Origin of the sequence: Limnohabitans sp., assembly GCF_034680285.1 — a bacterium.
Taxonomy (GTDB): domain Bacteria; phylum Pseudomonadota; class Gammaproteobacteria; order Burkholderiales; family Burkholderiaceae_C; genus Limnohabitans_A.
Genome location: NZ_JAXITC010000006.1, coordinates 57,599 through 72,242 on the forward strand (window position 1 = coordinate 57,599; position 14,644 = coordinate 72,242).

A 14,644-nucleotide genomic window follows, 5' to 3' on the forward strand; every position below is an offset into this window, starting at 1 on the left:
AAAGCCAAACCATGACCAAGAAAAAAGTCTCGTCTCAAGTGATGTCTGAAGCAACGGCATCCAGCACCGATGCGTCGCTGGAAGCGCAAGTGACTGCTCCTCGCAAACGCGCAGCGACTGCGGTGAAAAAATCTGTCACCCCGAAGCCCGCATCGCCCCTGACCAGCAAGCGCAAAGCGGCTTCGAAGGTTCAAACACCTTCAGACAAACCAGCGCAACCCGTGGCTGCCAAGACCCCAAGTCGATCACCCGCCAGGTCTTCGGCACGATCCCCTGCGCCTACCCAAACGCGCAAACCTTCCCGGGTGAAATCAAAAGCTGTGTCCAGTGCGCCTGATGAAGCCCAGAAGGTTGAGCCGCAGTTGACCGATGGTGTGGTGATCCAAGACGCCAGTGCCACCCCCGACATCAAGCTGTCCAACAACACGGCCGCTGAAAAACCAGCCCCAGAGGCCGCGCCCACCCCCGTGTTGAGCGTGGCCGAACTTTGGGAGCAAGGCAGCCCGATCAGGACCCGCATCGCCCAGCTGAGAACACGCAACTCACTCTTGGAAGAACAACTCCAAAGATTGCGTCCCCCCGTCCAAGTCCGAGGAAAGAAAAAATGAGCGAGAACACCTTCAAGCCCTCTGAGGAACCTGTCGACATCGCTGAAGTCGAAGGCCGCGAAACATCGCCCACAGAACCCACTGTCGATTCGGCACCGCCCGAATCACCCCCCAAACCTGTTACTGCGGCCAACCCGACACCTGAAAAGCCCATGCATGTGGGCATCACCGTAGACCAGCGGGCTTACCAGCAATACCAATCCTTGGCACAGGTGGTGCTCGATTCAGCAGAATTGGCCACCAAGTCCGCCGAAGCGGCCACCAGTGTGAGCAGCCAGTTGCGACGGGCCACCGAAGAATTCAAAGAGGTGACAGACGCTGGCCATAAAAAAGCACGCCTCTTGTTGGCCGTGATGGGCGGCGTCATGGTAATCAGCCTGATCTTTTTCCTGATCATGGGCGTGCGCTTGGTCAGCCGCATCAACCAACTGGACGCCATGTTGATGGCCGTGGGCAAGCGTGTGGTGGAACTCAACACGGGCATGGAGTCTCTGGAAGGCGTCAACCAAAGCGTGAAAGAACTGGCTTCGCAACAGGTGGCCTTGACCAAGTCCCAAGGCCAGATTGAAGGCCGTATTGACGCCTCGCTCAAGCAATCGGAGAGCTTGGTGCAAAAGGTGCCCAGTGAAACCGCCAAACAAGTGGCCGCCAGCAGCGACTCGGTGATTCGCCAGGTCCAAGGCATCAATGCCAAATTGCAAACCCAGGCCAATGCCGTTCAATCCTTGGGCAACGAAGTCAAGTCATTGAAGTCGGCGGTCGGCAATGTGGACGGACTCAAACGCGATGTGGAAGCGTTGGTCACACTCCAAAAAGAGCGTTACCTCGAAACGGTGCAAAAGAACAATGCCAACAGCTCACGCGAGCGTGCTGTTCAATTTCCGAGATTTGGAGCAGCCAAGCCAGGTGAAGCCACTCAACAGACCGGCACACCCGCTGCAACCCCTGCTCCGGCAGCAGCGCCAGTCAGCAAGCCTTGAAGAGGTCTCACAAGGCTTGAGAGGCTGACTTACTCAATACAAAGTGCGATGTAAGTCAGCGTAAAAACACCGTAGGGCGGGATTTTGCGCCAGTAACCCATTTCGTTCACGGTGAACAGCTTTTGCCCAGTCATTTTGGGGCCAGCGTAGCTCGTCATTTGCCCCAATCGGTGCATTTTGTAATTGCAGTCGTATTCGTTGATGTAACTTCTGGAGCGCACACCTTCGGCGTCAGCGGTTTTCAAGTCCTGCATTTCCCTGACACGGCGAATGGTGTCTTCTTTTTCAATGCTGTTGCGATTGACATACAGCGTCACTTCTTCGGATTCACCGATACGAGTCCAAGCGTGAGCGATGCTCGGCACCCATGCAGCCCACATGGCCAAACAGCCCAGGCCAATCACCCGCCGGGCGCGCATGGAAAACAAAGGCAAAGTCATGTCTTTTCTCAAAAATAAGTTCCGGCCAAGGTGATGGCTTGACCACCCGTGCCCAATTTGAAACGCGAAACGCCCGGCAAATCGTGGGTGTTGACGCCCCCCAAGTCCAGCACCTCGATGCCCATGCCTTGCAGATGCGTCACCGACTCCCACAACAAGGCGTTGTGGGCGCTGAGTTGCCGACCTTGTTCATCGGCCCATCCCATATGGTAACTGGCCACTCGGCCATGGATCAAAAACAGCATGCCCGCAATGGTGTTTTTGCCCATTTCAGCATAGGCCACCACAAAAGCTTGCCGATGGTCTGCAGCCGCGGCAATGTAGGCTTGAACAAAGTCCGTGGGCAAACCCTGAAACTTTTTCGCCTCACGCTGGTCCAGTTCTTTGCCCAGCAACCATTCGCAACGCTTCAAGCTGGGCTGCACATGAAATCGGATTTTTTCATTCGACAAGGCCTTGATCAAGCGGTTTCGCCACTTGCCCTCCAAAGCGGCTTTCAAGGTCGGCAGACTTTGCTTCAAATCGAGCAACACGGTGGCGTAACCGGTCATCACACGCGAGAGACCTTGAATTTCAACCGGGTCGACTTGATCGGCACTTCGGTCAGGTGAAAACAGCACGACTTTCAACCGAGGTACCGGCAAGCTTTGTCGCAATTGTTTGTAAATGGCCGAACGTTGCGCGGCGGGCACCTGCGGGTGCCATACGGGACCTCGGGTACACGAAGCCACCGACAAATAACCCAACCAGCGTTTGCACATGAACTGGGCCACAGCCAAGAGACGCCCTTCTTCCCAGACCATCGCGCGGTGAACGCGCACACCCAGTGCGGTCAAAGCTTCACCGTAAAGCCATGACTGCTGCAATGCGCCGTGCTGGGTCGAATGAAATTCTTCCCAATCAGCCTGCGGCAAAAGCTCCCATTTCACTTCCATATCGTCATAATAGGCAAATTTTCCAAATTCGCTCAAGATACCGCATTTGCAACCGATTTATACCGGTGTGAATGGAATTTCAAGCCATGTCTTCACGTCAAGTTTCAAGCATCCTCGGACATGACATTCCCAAAGCCCGTTTGACCTTTTCAGGTTGGGTTTGGATTGCACTGTATGTGGGTTTGCCCATCCTCTTGCTCGGCAATGCGATGGACTTGTTTTTTCAGTGGGCATTGGGTTGGTGCATCGGTGTTTGGTGCATGGTTTAAAACAAAAGGGCCAGCATGTTTTTCTTTATCGGTTTGGCAGTGGTGTTCGGCGCCGTGTTTGGTGGCTACATTCTCGCGGGCGGCAAAATGGCGCCCATCATCAAGGCTGCGCCTTTCGAATTCATCATCATTGGGGGCTCTGCCATCGGGGCCTCGTTGATTGCGAACAGTTTTCCTGTTTTCAAAGCAGCCATGGGCGGTATTGGCAAATGCATCAAGGGCCCCAGCTTTCACCAAGCCGATTACCTGGCCTTGATGCTCTTGGTGGGCAAGCTGCAAGCCGTCATGAAAAAAGAAGGTGTGGTGGCGTTGGAATCGCACGTTGAAAACCCCGATTCCAGCGCGATTTTTGGCGAATTCCCCAAACTGGCCAAAGACCATTCCATTGTTCAGATGATTTGTGATCCGCTGCGCTTGATGGTGATCTCTCAGGGCAACCTCGACGCCGATGCTTTGGACGATTTGATGAAAAAAGCCATCAAGGTCCACCACCACGAAGCTTTGCTGGCGCCCGCAGCGCTGGCCGGTATCGCGGGTGGTTTGCCTGCGCTGGGTATTGTGGCCTGCGTGTTGGGTGTGGTGAAAACCATGGGCGCGATTGACCAACCCCCTCCTGTGCTGGGCGCGCTGATTGGTGCCGCCCTGGTGGGTACGCTGATGGGCGTGTTCTTGGCCTACGGCATGTTCGAGCCGTTTTCCGGTCGTTTGACACAAATCATCAACGAAGATGCTCAGGCCTTTGACGTCATTCGCGAAATGATCGTGGGCAACCTGCGGGGTTATCCGCAGCCCTTGATCATCGAATCGGCACGAGCCTGCATTTCACACCACAGCCAACCGAGTTTCTCTGAAGTCTTTGACGGCATGCGAGGCTCTTGATGGCAGAGGCAGACAAAGCCGCAGCGGGAACGCCCGAGGAAGTCGCGGCGGCCGAAGCCGCAGCTGCAGCAGAGGCCCTGCGGCCCATCATCGTTGTCAAAAAGATCATTGCCGACGATGGTCATGCGGGCGCCCATGGCGGTGCTTGGAAGATCGCACTGGCCGACATGATGACGGCCATGATGGCCTTCTTTTTGCTCATGTGGTTGTTGGGTGCCAGCACCGAAGACAAGAAGAAAAGTGTCGCGGACTACTTCCGTCCTTCATCCCACAGCCAGATCTCTATGGGCGAACTGGCGGGCTCCAACGGCTTGTTTGGTGGCACTTCCATCATTGACCCAGACGGTTTCCCTTTTTCCTCCAAACAAACCGCGATGCTCGAGCGCTTGACGCCACAAGCTCAAGGCGGACCTGGCGAGAGCTTTGGTTCTTCCAAGGAAGAAAACAACAAGGACGGCCCGTCTGAGCAAGATCCCGGCAAGGAAAGCGGCACGGGCACGCCGAGCGAAAAGCAGGACAAGCAAAACTTCGACAAGTTGGAAAAAGAAATCAAGCAGAAACTGTCCGAGAGCAAACAGTTCGAGAAGATCAAGGACCAAGTCAGCATCACCCGCGACAAGGAAGGCTTGCGCATCGAGGTGATCGACAAGGCCGACTTTGCCATGTACGGTTCTGGCGGCGCCGAAATGGGCGCCAAGGCAGCCGCCTTGATGTCTGAAGTGACCAAGTCACTCAAGCCTTTGCCCAATAAGTTGGCCATCCGTGGACACACCGACAGCACAGGTTTCCCGCCCGAGAGCATGCGCAACAACTGGAGTTTGTCGACCGAGCGGGCCGATGCCACCCGCCAGTTCATGCAAGGCCAAGGCATAGGCCCCAACCGGTTCTCACGCATTGAAGGGGTGGCTGACACCAACCCGAATGTGCCCGGCAACCCTGCCGACCCGCGCAACCGCAGGGTCAGCATCACGGTGCTGAATCAATGACAATGGCTCAGCGCTGCTGGTAAAGTCCTCAAGCATGATGTTTGCACTGCTTTCACTCCCCAACGCCCAGCGAGAGGTTCATCCATGTTGAAAAATATCGCCATTGGCGTCGCCATCGGTCTTTTGGTGATGGGGGGCATTTGGGGCTTGGTGCACCTCATGGCCGACAACAGCAGCGTGTCAACGGAGCTGACCACCCCCAAAAGCATGCCCGGTGGCAGCAAGGGCGTGATGGATTTGATCTGCGAGTTGGAATTGGACCTGGACGGTCAATTGGCCTTGGGCATCAAGGAAAACGAGCCCGCTCGTGTGGCCATGGCTCAGATCGATTTTGAACAAAAATCTGGCTGGTACCAAGGTAGGATTTCTATTTCAGAAAGCCGAGCCGGCACCCTCACGCTGATGGGCACACGCGTCAAGGTTTACCGACCCGCCATGTTTCAACGCTTTGGCGTCATGATCTCTGGCGAAGAATTTGTGGTGGACCGCAAAACGGGCCGTTTTGAGCAATCGCTCAGCATTTCAGACGGCCGCACCGTCAAACTCATCAAGGGCACCTGCGCCCAAGTGATCAAACCACCATTTTGAGAGCCTGCTGTTAAGGGCGTCCCCTCTTACCAACGACATGTCAGACCGTTGAGGCTAGCGGGTTCACTTCAAGCCACGTTGCGCAGCTCATACTTGTTGATTTTTTCAATCAAGGTTGTTCGTTGCAATTGCAGCAGTTTTGCCGTTTGAGACACATTCCCTTGGGTTCGTGCCAAAGCTTGCTCGATCAAGCTGCGCTCGACTTCCACCAAATGCTGCTTGAGCGACATGCCTTCAGGCGGCAAGGTTTGAATGCCCTGTGCCAACAAAATCGCTTGCTCAACCTCGTTGATTTCATCGTTGGATGCAGACAAAGGTGCGGGACTGAACGCTTTGACGGGCATGCTGAAAGAGCCAGAGGGGCTCGACAACAAGTGCGACATGGGATCGTCTTCGCGGTCAAACGGCGAAGTGCCCAGTGTCTCAGCGCCCTTGGGTAATCCAAAGAGCAACTCTTCCTCAGCGGGCGCAACCACTTGTGACACCGCCACAGAATCTGTCATGGATGGCTGGAAAGTTGCAGGAGCTGTCTGACCGTGCTTGGCCAACCACTCGGCCTGCAAAGCCGCCATACCCAGCGGCATCATGCAGGCTGGAACTGTTTGAACATGCAAAACTTGGGCGGGGTACAGGGTAGAAAAACGGTCAACCAGGTTGGACAACTCCCGCACATTACCCGGCCAGGTATAGGTCTGCATGAGCTGCATCATCTCTGGCGAAAAACGCACAGCCCTGATGTGCGGCAACGCGTGCTTGTCGGCATAAAAATGCAGCAAGGCCGCCACATCCGAGGGACGTTCACGCAATGGCGTGGTGGTCACGGGCAAAACGTTGATGCGGTAATACAAATCTTCCCGGAAACGGCCGGCTTCGACCTCAGCTTCCAGTTTTTTGTGGGTCGCGGCCACCACGCGCACGTCCAAAGGTACCTCTTTGGAAGCCCCCACCGGCAAGATGCAGCGCTCTTGCAGCACTCTCAGCAGCTTGACCTGCATGTCCATCGGCAAGTCACCAATCTCATCCAGGAAAAGCGTGCCCCCATGGGCGAGTTCAAAACGCCCCAAACGATCCGACACCGCGCCAGTGAAACTGCCCTTACGGTGGCCAAACAGCTCACTCTCGATCAAATCACGCGGAATCGCACCACAGTTGATGGGCACAAATGGACCCGATGCGCGCGGGCCTTGCATGTGAAGAGACTGCGCCACCAATTCTTTGCCTGTACCACTCTCACCGGTGATCAGCGCGGTCGATGCCGACGCCGACAGGGTTTTGATCAAGTCACGCAGGAAAAGCGTGGCCTGACTGTCACCAATGATGAGGGGTTGGTTGCGAGGTTTCATCCAAGAATGACCGGAAGATGTTGTGGCATCAGAGGTGTGGGTGGGCGATCACAGGGTTCACTTCAGCACAGTGCTGAAAATGACACAAATGACAATATCTGTGTTTATAAATCAAAATTCACACTTTGACCACCTAAAAATGGTAACTTAAGAACCCAATCGTCCCAAATGAAGGTTTTTTGCTGGATTTTGAGCCACCAGCCCGCTCCATTCAGAGGAGAAAGCGCTCAAGTGCGCTCAAGACTTCCCATGTGCTGTCGATACTTCCATCAAGATAAATCAGCTGGGCCATTGCATGTTGCCGCGTCCAGTCACTGGAGTTTCAAGATGACTTTTCACCGATCCCTGGCGATCTCTCTGCTCAGCTTGGTTGCCTTGGCAGGCTGCGACACCACGCCATTGAATGCGCTCACAGCCAACCAAGCCAATGCGGTGACCACCTCGTCCATGATCACGCCACTGGTTGAGAAACGTGAAACCTTGGTGGCCACCGGATACGCGGTCATCAGCGTCCAAAACCACAAAAACCCCGCCCAACAACGCCTCTTGGCCATCCGCGCTTCGAAGCTGGATGCCTACCGCTCGCTGACCGAACAGGTCTATGGCCAGCAACTCGACGCCACCACCACTGTGGCCGACATGACCGTCATGAGCGACACCTTCCGGGCCAAGGTTGAAGGTGTGATCTATGGCGCTGTGCTCGTCAGCATTGCCCCCGTGGGTGAAGATACCTACGAGACCACGTTGTCGCTGGACCAACATGTGGTGCGTGACCTGCGCAGTTTGTACTTGAACCAACTGGCTGCTCGCCGCCGCTAAAACCATGTTCCCGCAAGCACCCTCCCCGCGTACCAGTCACCTTGGACGAAGCTTGGCTTTGGCGCTGGGCTGCGCCATGGCACTGATGGCTCAGGCACAGAACAGCCAAGTGGCCAGCACAGCGATGGGCGATGGCGCCGCAGCCCAAGCCAACGCCCGAAAAGACAGCCGGGCGGCTCGCTCGCCGACAGCCAAACAACACGAAGCGCAACTGGGCGCGATTCGCCAAGCCATTTTGCAGGCCACCATGGATCGCCCCACGCGCGTGCTCAGCAGCGCCTGGATCGATGACAAAGGTGCCCTGCATGAAAGCGCCCATTTCCAATCGGAATCCGAAGTGCGCGGTGTGCGCGTGCTCTCTTATTTGCAAGACGAGCAAGACACGCCGCCTCAAGTCAGCGCCGAAGTGTTGCCTTGGGGCTGGCGCACAGCCCAGACCAAAACCACCGAATGCAAGGCCCCTCCCCGTCCTTGGCGCTTGCCCTTGGTGATGCAAACCCGTGTGGACAATGGTTTCACGGGCGCACAGCAATTTGCCAGCCAGTCGGTGATGCATTTGGTGGACCAGTCATGGACACAGCAAATGCAAGCCTCACAGCGCTGGCGTGCTCAAAGCAAGTCAACGCCGCCCGACAACGCTTACCTTCGGGCCTTGACCGGCCCCAGCGAAAGCCCCACGGGCTGGACAGCCGAATTGGTGCTCAAACCCCACGCCCCGGGCAAAGACTTTTCGATGCGCCAGGCTTGGCATGACCTGAACAAAAACGAAAAAGATTGGCGCTGGACCTTGAGCTTCACGCTTGGCGAACGGCATGCCAGCCAAGGACCGATCGAGCCACGTTGGCAAATTGAACAGGTCATCACCATCAACCCGCAGGATGCCAGCCAGAACCCAAGTGCCTGGGTGCACCGACTGAAAGAGCAACTGCAATACCAAATGCAAGCTTGGGTGGCCCAGCTGGACAAACGCTCGGCCTGCGAGCCGGTTCAATTCCATGTGCGGCGCACCGAAGCGGACAAACTCACCTTGCAAGCGGGCATGGAAAGTGGCTTGCGAGCAGGTGACCGTGTTTTGCTGATCAACCCCAGCCATGTGCCCAGTCAGATGCTCGAGCCAGGCGCCACGCAGCATTTGGCACTGGCCCAAGTGGTCAACGTGGGGCGTGATCGCACCGAACTGCAACAATTGGCGGGCCCCACATTGGCAGCGCAAGGCCACTGGATGGCCTTGCCACTCTGATCTGACCGTTTGAACCCACCATGGACATCCCGAACATGAGCCATCGCATTGACATCTCCTCTCGGCAAACGACAGGACGCCTGAATTGGGTGGTCTGTGGACTGCTGGTGGTCGCCACCGCCATGGCCCTGCCCAGTGCCAAAGCCGCTGAAACCTCGGCCGCCGCGGCTTCTGCGCTCAAAGTCCTGTCCACCCCATTGAATGGCGCTGACAGCAACTCAGCACATGCAGGGGGTGCGCACTCCGCCGCCCATGCCGCTGCTGGCCAAGTCATCACGGTCCAAAAGGGTGAAAGCATCGACGCGGTCTTGCGGCGTGGCCTGCCGGGCATGCCCCTAAAAGACGAGTTCATGCGACAAGCACTGGCCAAAGCCAACCCCAAAATTTTCCCCAAAGGCACCACCTACCCCGTTCGCCCTGGCACGGTCCTGGCATTGCCTTCGGTCGAGGCCCTGCGCCAGCACATCTTGGCGCAAAGTCCCCAAGCAGCGGCCTTGTTCCAAGCACCAGCAGCCAAAGAGGACGCTGAGGAAACCAACCCAGGTCCCGACAAACGCCGTTGGGTGCGCTTTCCTTGAGACCGGACACAGGCAGTCCGGCATGATCACAGGGGCTGAAACCGCCCACCTCACCCCCAAAACGCCCACCATTTACCTGGAAGGCAAGCTCCCGCTCGTCATCGAGCGGACTGCAGCCGAACTGGGCTTGCGCGATGGCCAAGTGGTGCAAGGCACCCTCGAGTCCAAACCCGAGGCCTTGCGGCTGAACCTGCAAAACCTCCAACCCGGGGCCTACATTGACCTGCCCAAAGACTTACCTGCAGGTTTGCGGCTGGCTTCGGGCGACACGGCTTTGTTCAGGGTTCAGGTCTTGGCCAACGGCAGCATTGTGCTTCGCCCATTGCAAGCGGCGCCCGCCGCCACCCCGGCAGCCCCTGCCAGCGCAGCGCCAGCGCTGCCAGGCCGCACCGAGCAACTGGGATTCAGGCCACCCGACATGCAAGCGCTGGCCCAATTACTGCGACCCGGCGTGCTGGAAGGCATGCTGCAAGGACTGCAAGCTTCAGCGCCTGGTCTTCAGGCCTTGCAGCAATGGCTCAAATTGCGCCCCAGCATGGCCCAACTGACCCCCGAAAAATTGCAACAAGCCATGCAGCGCAGCGGCTTCATGACCGAAAACCTGCTGACCCAAGGCATGGGGGCAGGCCTCATCGACTTGAAAAGCGTCTTGCGGCAACTCATGCGCGGCGGCTCGGCCGTGGACAAAGATGGGCTGATCGGTGACAGCTTGGACGACATCGAGTCGCGCCAACTGATGGGTCAAGAAAGGATCGATGGTCGTGAGTGGGTGTTTTCCATGATGCTGCCCTTTGCCGACGCCGAACCTGTGACCATGCGCTGGGTGCGTGCAAAACGACAACCAGGCCAAGCCAAGCCCCCCTTGGTCATCCACTTGCATACCCGCAATCGTGATTTGGGTGAAGTCTGGCTGCAAACCCGCATCAGTGACCAAACCGATGTCGACATGGTCATGTGGGCCGAGCGCGAAGATGTCGTGGCTCGCGCCAAAGCACTGGCCACCAACCTGGAACAAGAACTCGACAGTGCCGGCCTGAACATGACCCGGCTGCAGATCATCCACGGTCAAGGGCCGCAAGACCCCATGCCCTACGCGCCGCCCGGCATGGGCAGTTTGCTGGATGTGCAAACATGAAAAGTCCGCTCAAAGAAGCCATCGCACTGGAGTACGGCGCTCGCAAAACGCCCGTGATCAGTGCCAAAGGTCAAGACGACCTGGCCCAAAAAATCATCGAAGAAGCTTTGAAGCACGGGGTTTATGTGGCGCAAGACCCGCAATTGTTGGCCTTGCTCAGCCGAGTGGACTTGGAGGCTGAGATTCCGCCCGAGATGTACACCGCAGTGGCGGTCATTTTGTCATGGGTCTATTGGCTCAAAGGCATGCGTCCGGGAGACGAGAAAAAACGGACCTGAAAGCGCGGAGCCTTCAGCCATGAGCCAAATTCAAGCGATCTGGTAACCCCAGGCACCGGGGCGACGGGCAATCTGGCCCATGCGGTCGTACAAATCCACAGCGGGCCCTGCAGATTCCCCTTGCAAGGCTTGCAATGTGCCTTTGACCGCCTGCAATTGGCGCTGCAACAGTTGAATGTTGCGCAAGTGGTCTTGCTTGCTCTGGCGCAAGCTGTCCTGGAGTTGCTGCCACATCAAAGGCACTGGGTTTTGGGGTGCAGCCCATTCGGCCAACTGCGCCAGGTTTTGCAGCAGGCTGTTTTTCTCTTCCTGAATGGCCTCGAATGCGGTCAGATCCCGCACTTTCAGGGCCTCAAACTCCAAACCCAAAATTTCCGCCAAACGCGCGACCGCATCGGGCGCAGCCAGCAAAGCAGCCTCCCAAGAGGAAGAATCGGCGTCAGGACGAGTCATTTCGGTCATCGGATGGTCAACCTTTGATCATTTTCTCGATCGCCACAAAGTTTTCGGCAATTCGGCGCGAGTCCACAGGGTACTGGCCCTGCTGGATGGCGGTCTTGATGGCCTCGACCTTGGCACGGTCAAATTCGGGTTCTTGCATCACTTGCTGGGCCACTTTGCTCAAACGCAATTCGTCCGTGGCAGGCGCAGCAGCGCGTGTCGCCTCTTGCGAAGCAGGTGCCTGGGCGCGCGGTTCACCCTTGGCAACCGACAGGCGGTTGGCAGATTCTATTTGGGCCTTGCGGCCGAAATGAGAGATGGGATCGGTCATATGGGTTCTCTTTTCTGGTCTCTGAACATGGAGCTGAGACCTTGCTCGAATACTGAATCGGCATGAGATTCTAGAACTTGAGAGAAAAATTGATTTTTTTAATTTCCCAGGGTCAAAGCCCCACCACTTGGTTGGGCCCCTGAACGCGGCCGCTCAACTCTCGACCTGAATCACGGTTTTTGAGCTTGATCTGTTCGCCAAACCGTCCATCTTGCATGGCTTCGACCCGCGCGGAGATTTGAAACCCCTGCGCTTGCCCCACCGACAAGAGCACCATCTGGCCCCTTTTCACCAAAACCGTGGGCCGAATGTCCTGACTGCGCAATGGTGTTCCGGGCCGCACATCCCGAACGACTTCGGCATGCATGACCTCAGATGCTTGTTCCAACACATTCACAGGCATGTTGGGAGTATCGACCTGTTCACGGGAAACATGAGTCTCATTGAGCATCATGCCCCGCTGCAAGGGCACTTTGGCCACCAAGACCCACCGCTTGACAGGTGTCGGGACTGCTGCGATGACGGCTGACTCTGGCTTGGCTTGGAGCGGCTGCTCGGTCGAACCGCCCGCCACACTCACACGCACAAATTGCTGCCAAACGGGTTGGGTGCATCGCACCCGGACGGTTTCGGCATTTGAAAACGGCAGATCCATGTTCAGGGCTTGGTCACAAGCGCGCACCTTGACCCGGCTGTCCAGTGGGGCCAGGGTGACCTGGTCTGGTTTGACTTTGCGGGACTGGGCAACCCACTTTTGAACCGAAGCCTGCATGGCCTCGGCGGCAGATGCGGGTGCACTCTGGGGCTTCGAGGGGTTGGCCGCAAAAGAAGAAGTGCCCAACAACCACACAGCCAATCCCAACAAAAGCCCCCGGGCGATCAACAAGTCAAGTAAGCGGCACAGCGCTTGCAAGAGGTGCTTCATGGGGGTGTGGAAGTTTTGACGTTGGGTTTGCATGACCTTGTTAAGCAAAAACAAGACCAGCTTTGACCGACAGCCAGAGCGTCAGCACGCCGGCAAAGCTTTGCCGCCCACGACCAAAGCTTGCCGCACCCGGGGTGCCCGCAGCATCCACCGCATGGAACAGGCCGTCAAAAGGTGACAGAAAAACTTGGCACAACTTTTGCAGGTATCGGCACAAGCCCGCTCAACTTGAGTGGGCAACGTCAAAAGACCGACGTACCTTGAACATCGAACAACCTTCCGTAGCCCAGGAGTCCAGATGAATTTGTTGAACCAAGCACTTGGCGTGCATGAACAAGCTTTGCAAGTCAAAAGCCGCCGCCTCGAAGTGTTGGCGCAAAACATTGCCAACGCCGACACCCCGCACTACAAGGCCCGTGACATCGATTTCAAGGCCGTGATGAGCGCCGCCCAACAACAAGACACCGCCATGGTCGCTACCAATGCGGGTCACTATGGCGCTGGCGAAGAGCTGGGCGCAGACGGCATGCGCTTTCGCACCCCTTTTAACACCTCGTTTGACGGCAACACCGTGGAAATGAGCGTGGAGCAGGCCCAGTACGGTAAAGCCGCCGCTGATTACCAGGCCACTTTGAACTTTTTGGAAAACCGGGTAAGCAGCGTGCGTAAAGCCCTGCGAGGAGACTGAGCATGAGCATGGACAACATCTTTGGTATTGCCGGCACCGCGCTCAATGCGCAACTCACCCGCATGAACGCCACAGCCTCCAACCTGGCCAACGCTGGCACGGTGGCCACGTCCGAAAAAGACGCCTTCCGGGCCAAACGTCCCGTCTTCAAGGCCTTGGTCGACGAGCAAATGACCAACGCGGGTGCCCCCTACGTCGGCGGCGTGAAGATTGATCGCATGTACGAAGACAACGTCCCCCCCCGCCGCGTGTCTGACCCCAAGAACCCCATGGCCGACAAAGACGGTTATGTGTACCAGTCTAACGTGAGCGAAGTCACCGAGATGGTGGAAATGATGGCCGCAGCACGCTCCTACCAAAACAACGTCGAAGTCATCAACACGGCGCGTCAACTGATGATGCGCACGCTGGACATCGCCAAAGCCTGATCCGAAAGCACACCATGACCACCGACACCGTCAGCTCCTCCAGCCTGCTCAAAAACGTCACGCGATATGAAGACGTGAAAGATGCGGCCAAAAAAACCAGCGAGGACATGGGCAAGCAAGATTTCTTGACCTTGTTCACCGCGCAGTTGCAAAACCAAAACCCCTTGGAGCCCGTTAAAAACGAGGCTTTCGTGGCTCAACTGGCGCAGTTCTCACAGTTGGAAGCCCTGACCAACATGCAGACATCTCTGGACACCTTTGTGACTTCCATGTCGGGTGAGCGCATGCTCAACAGTGCTTCCTTGATTGGCAAAAAAGTGGCCATCACGGACGCCTTAACGCCTCTGGCACAGGGAGGAAAAATCGACGCCAGCATCAATTTGCCAGAGGGCGCCGCGGGTATTCAAATCAATGTGCACGACGCCAAAGGCAACTTGGTCAAGGAAATCGTGGCAGGCCCTCAACTGCCTGGTGGCATGTCTGTGCAGTGGGATGGCACCAACAGCGCCGGTCAAACCGCCACGCCCGGCTTGTACCAACTGAGTGCACAAGCCGTCATCAACGGCAAAACAGCCACCGTTCCCGTGAACACCCTCTCTACAGTCAAATCGATCTCAACCAACCCAGCCGATGGCAGCGTCAGCGTAGAGGTCGATGGCGGCAAAACGATCTTGCTCAGTGACGTCAAGCGTGTGGGCATCTAAGCACCAAGCGCCTCACATTCCAGCAACACCCATTTCAGATTAACAGGAG

At 56.8% G+C, this 14,644-nt stretch carries 21 protein-coding genes; 15 read left to right on the forward strand and 6 right to left on the reverse strand.

Translation table 11 applies throughout. The features are described 5' to 3' along the window. Window positions 1-11 precede the first annotated feature (11 nt). Window positions 12-608 (forward strand): hypothetical protein, encoded by a 597-nt coding sequence (locus SWE17_RS06765; RefSeq protein ID WP_322992345.1) that lies wholly within the window; start codon window positions 12-14, stop codon window positions 606-608. Continuing rightward, entirely contained in the window at window positions 605-1,588 is a 984-nt protein-coding gene (locus SWE17_RS06770; protein WP_322992346.1) for a hypothetical protein, read from the forward strand. Before SWE17_RS06765 ends, SWE17_RS06770 begins: the two co-directional genes overlap by 4 nt. Before the next feature lie 29 nt (window positions 1,589-1,617). On the opposite strand, the gene SWE17_RS06775 is transcribed toward SWE17_RS06770, so the two are convergent. Both SWE17_RS06775 and SWE17_RS06780 read right to left on the reverse strand, forming a co-directional pair. Beyond that, the gene (locus tag SWE17_RS06775) at window positions 1,618-2,028 is read right to left on the reverse strand and encodes a surface-adhesin E family protein (protein WP_322992347.1); all 411 of its coding nucleotides are present in this window, start codon (window positions 2,026-2,028) and stop codon (window positions 1,618-1,620) included. An 8-nt stretch (window positions 2,029-2,036) separates the two neighbouring features. Then, window positions 2,037-2,963 (reverse strand): GNAT family N-acetyltransferase, encoded by a 927-nt coding sequence (locus SWE17_RS06780; protein WP_322992348.1) that lies wholly within the window; start codon window positions 2,961-2,963, stop codon window positions 2,037-2,039. 86 nt (window positions 2,964-3,049) lie between these two features. Between SWE17_RS06780 and SWE17_RS06785 the strand changes: the two genes are divergently transcribed. From SWE17_RS06785 to SWE17_RS06800, 4 genes are all read left to right on the forward strand, one after another. After that, complete coding sequence (locus tag SWE17_RS06785) at window positions 3,050-3,232, forward strand: hypothetical protein (protein WP_322992349.1); 183 nt, start codon at window positions 3,050-3,052, stop codon at window positions 3,230-3,232. 15 nt (window positions 3,233-3,247) lie between these two features. After that, complete coding sequence (gene motA, locus SWE17_RS06790; RefSeq protein WP_100118880.1) at window positions 3,248-4,111, forward strand: flagellar motor stator protein MotA; 864 nt, start codon at window positions 3,248-3,250, stop codon at window positions 4,109-4,111. Beyond that, a complete protein-coding gene (locus tag SWE17_RS06795; protein ID WP_322992350.1) occupies window positions 4,111-5,097 on the forward strand; it encodes a flagellar motor protein MotB in 987 nt (328 codons plus the stop codon). The genes motA and SWE17_RS06795 overlap by 1 nt, the downstream gene beginning before the upstream one ends. An 84-nt stretch (window positions 5,098-5,181) precedes the next feature. Beyond that, window positions 5,182-5,685 carry a hypothetical protein gene (locus SWE17_RS06800; RefSeq protein WP_322992351.1) on the forward strand — a complete coding sequence of 168 codons (504 nt, stop codon included), beginning with the start codon at window positions 5,182-5,184 and terminating at the stop codon, window positions 5,683-5,685. A 68-nt stretch (window positions 5,686-5,753) separates the two neighbouring features. On the opposite strand, the gene SWE17_RS06805 is transcribed toward SWE17_RS06800, so the two are convergent. After that, window positions 5,754-7,028: a sigma-54 dependent transcriptional regulator gene (locus SWE17_RS06805; protein ID WP_322992352.1), complete on the reverse strand. Its 1,275-nt coding sequence runs from the start codon at window positions 7,026-7,028 to the stop codon at window positions 5,754-5,756. A gap of 327 nt (window positions 7,029-7,355) precedes the next feature. Between SWE17_RS06805 and SWE17_RS06810 the strand changes: the two genes are divergently transcribed. The 5 genes from SWE17_RS06810 to SWE17_RS06830 all read left to right on the forward strand — a co-directional run bounded on the left by SWE17_RS06810 (window position 7,356) and on the right by SWE17_RS06830 (window position 11,078). Continuing rightward, a complete protein-coding gene (locus SWE17_RS06810) occupies window positions 7,356-7,847 on the forward strand; it encodes an LPP20 family lipoprotein (protein WP_322992353.1) in 492 nt (163 codons plus the stop codon). Window positions 7,848-7,923: 76 nt separating this feature from the next. Beyond that, the gene (locus tag SWE17_RS06815) at window positions 7,924-9,087 is read left to right on the forward strand and encodes a hypothetical protein (RefSeq protein WP_322992354.1); all 1,164 of its coding nucleotides are present in this window, start codon (window positions 7,924-7,926) and stop codon (window positions 9,085-9,087) included. Between the two features lie 35 nt (window positions 9,088-9,122). Further along, on the forward strand, window positions 9,123-9,665 hold the full coding sequence (locus SWE17_RS06820; protein WP_322992355.1) for a hypothetical protein: 543 nt from the start codon (window positions 9,123-9,125) through the stop codon (window positions 9,663-9,665). Between the two features lie 22 nt (window positions 9,666-9,687). Beyond that, entirely contained in the window at window positions 9,688-10,800 is a 1,113-nt protein-coding gene (locus SWE17_RS06825; RefSeq protein ID WP_322992356.1) for a flagellar hook-length control protein FliK, read from the forward strand. Beyond that, window positions 10,797-11,078, forward strand: coding sequence for an EscU/YscU/HrcU family type III secretion system export apparatus switch protein (locus SWE17_RS06830; protein ID WP_100118872.1), 282 nt, complete (start codon window positions 10,797-10,799; stop codon window positions 11,076-11,078). Before SWE17_RS06825 ends, SWE17_RS06830 begins: the two co-directional genes overlap by 4 nt. A gap of 30 nt (window positions 11,079-11,108) precedes the next feature. Here SWE17_RS06830 and SWE17_RS06835 read toward each other — a convergent pair whose 3' ends face one another. The 3 genes from SWE17_RS06835 to flgA all read right to left on the reverse strand — a co-directional run bounded on the left by SWE17_RS06835 (window position 11,109) and on the right by flgA (window position 12,808). After that, the gene (locus SWE17_RS06835; protein ID WP_322992357.1) at window positions 11,109-11,531 is read right to left on the reverse strand and encodes a flagellar protein FlgN; all 423 of its coding nucleotides are present in this window, start codon (window positions 11,529-11,531) and stop codon (window positions 11,109-11,111) included. A 16-nt stretch (window positions 11,532-11,547) separates the two neighbouring features. Next, window positions 11,548-11,850, reverse strand: coding sequence for a flagellar biosynthesis anti-sigma factor FlgM (gene flgM, locus SWE17_RS06840; protein ID WP_322992358.1), 303 nt, complete (start codon window positions 11,848-11,850; stop codon window positions 11,548-11,550). 112 nt (window positions 11,851-11,962) lie between these two features. After that, window positions 11,963-12,808: a flagellar basal body P-ring formation chaperone FlgA gene (gene flgA, locus SWE17_RS06845; protein WP_322992359.1), complete on the reverse strand. Its 846-nt coding sequence runs from the start codon at window positions 12,806-12,808 to the stop codon at window positions 11,963-11,965. Here flgA and SWE17_RS06850 point away from each other — a divergent pair. From SWE17_RS06850 to SWE17_RS06865, 4 genes are all read left to right on the forward strand, one after another. Next, window positions 12,807-12,953: a hypothetical protein gene (locus SWE17_RS06850; RefSeq protein ID WP_322992360.1), complete on the forward strand. Its 147-nt coding sequence runs from the start codon at window positions 12,807-12,809 to the stop codon at window positions 12,951-12,953. The two genes, flgA and SWE17_RS06850, sit on opposite strands and share 2 nt — an antisense overlap. A 120-nt stretch (window positions 12,954-13,073) precedes the next feature. Beyond that, complete coding sequence (gene flgB, locus SWE17_RS06855) at window positions 13,074-13,463, forward strand: flagellar basal body rod protein FlgB (RefSeq protein WP_322992361.1); 390 nt, start codon at window positions 13,074-13,076, stop codon at window positions 13,461-13,463. A 2-nt stretch (window positions 13,464-13,465) separates the two neighbouring features. Then, entirely contained in the window at window positions 13,466-13,891 is a 426-nt protein-coding gene (flgC, locus tag SWE17_RS06860; RefSeq protein ID WP_322992362.1) for a flagellar basal body rod protein FlgC, read from the forward strand. Window positions 13,892-13,905: 14 nt separating this feature from the next. After that, a complete protein-coding gene (locus tag SWE17_RS06865) occupies window positions 13,906-14,595 on the forward strand; it encodes a flagellar hook assembly protein FlgD (RefSeq protein WP_322992363.1) in 690 nt (229 codons plus the stop codon). Window positions 14,596-14,644 lie beyond the last annotated feature (49 nt).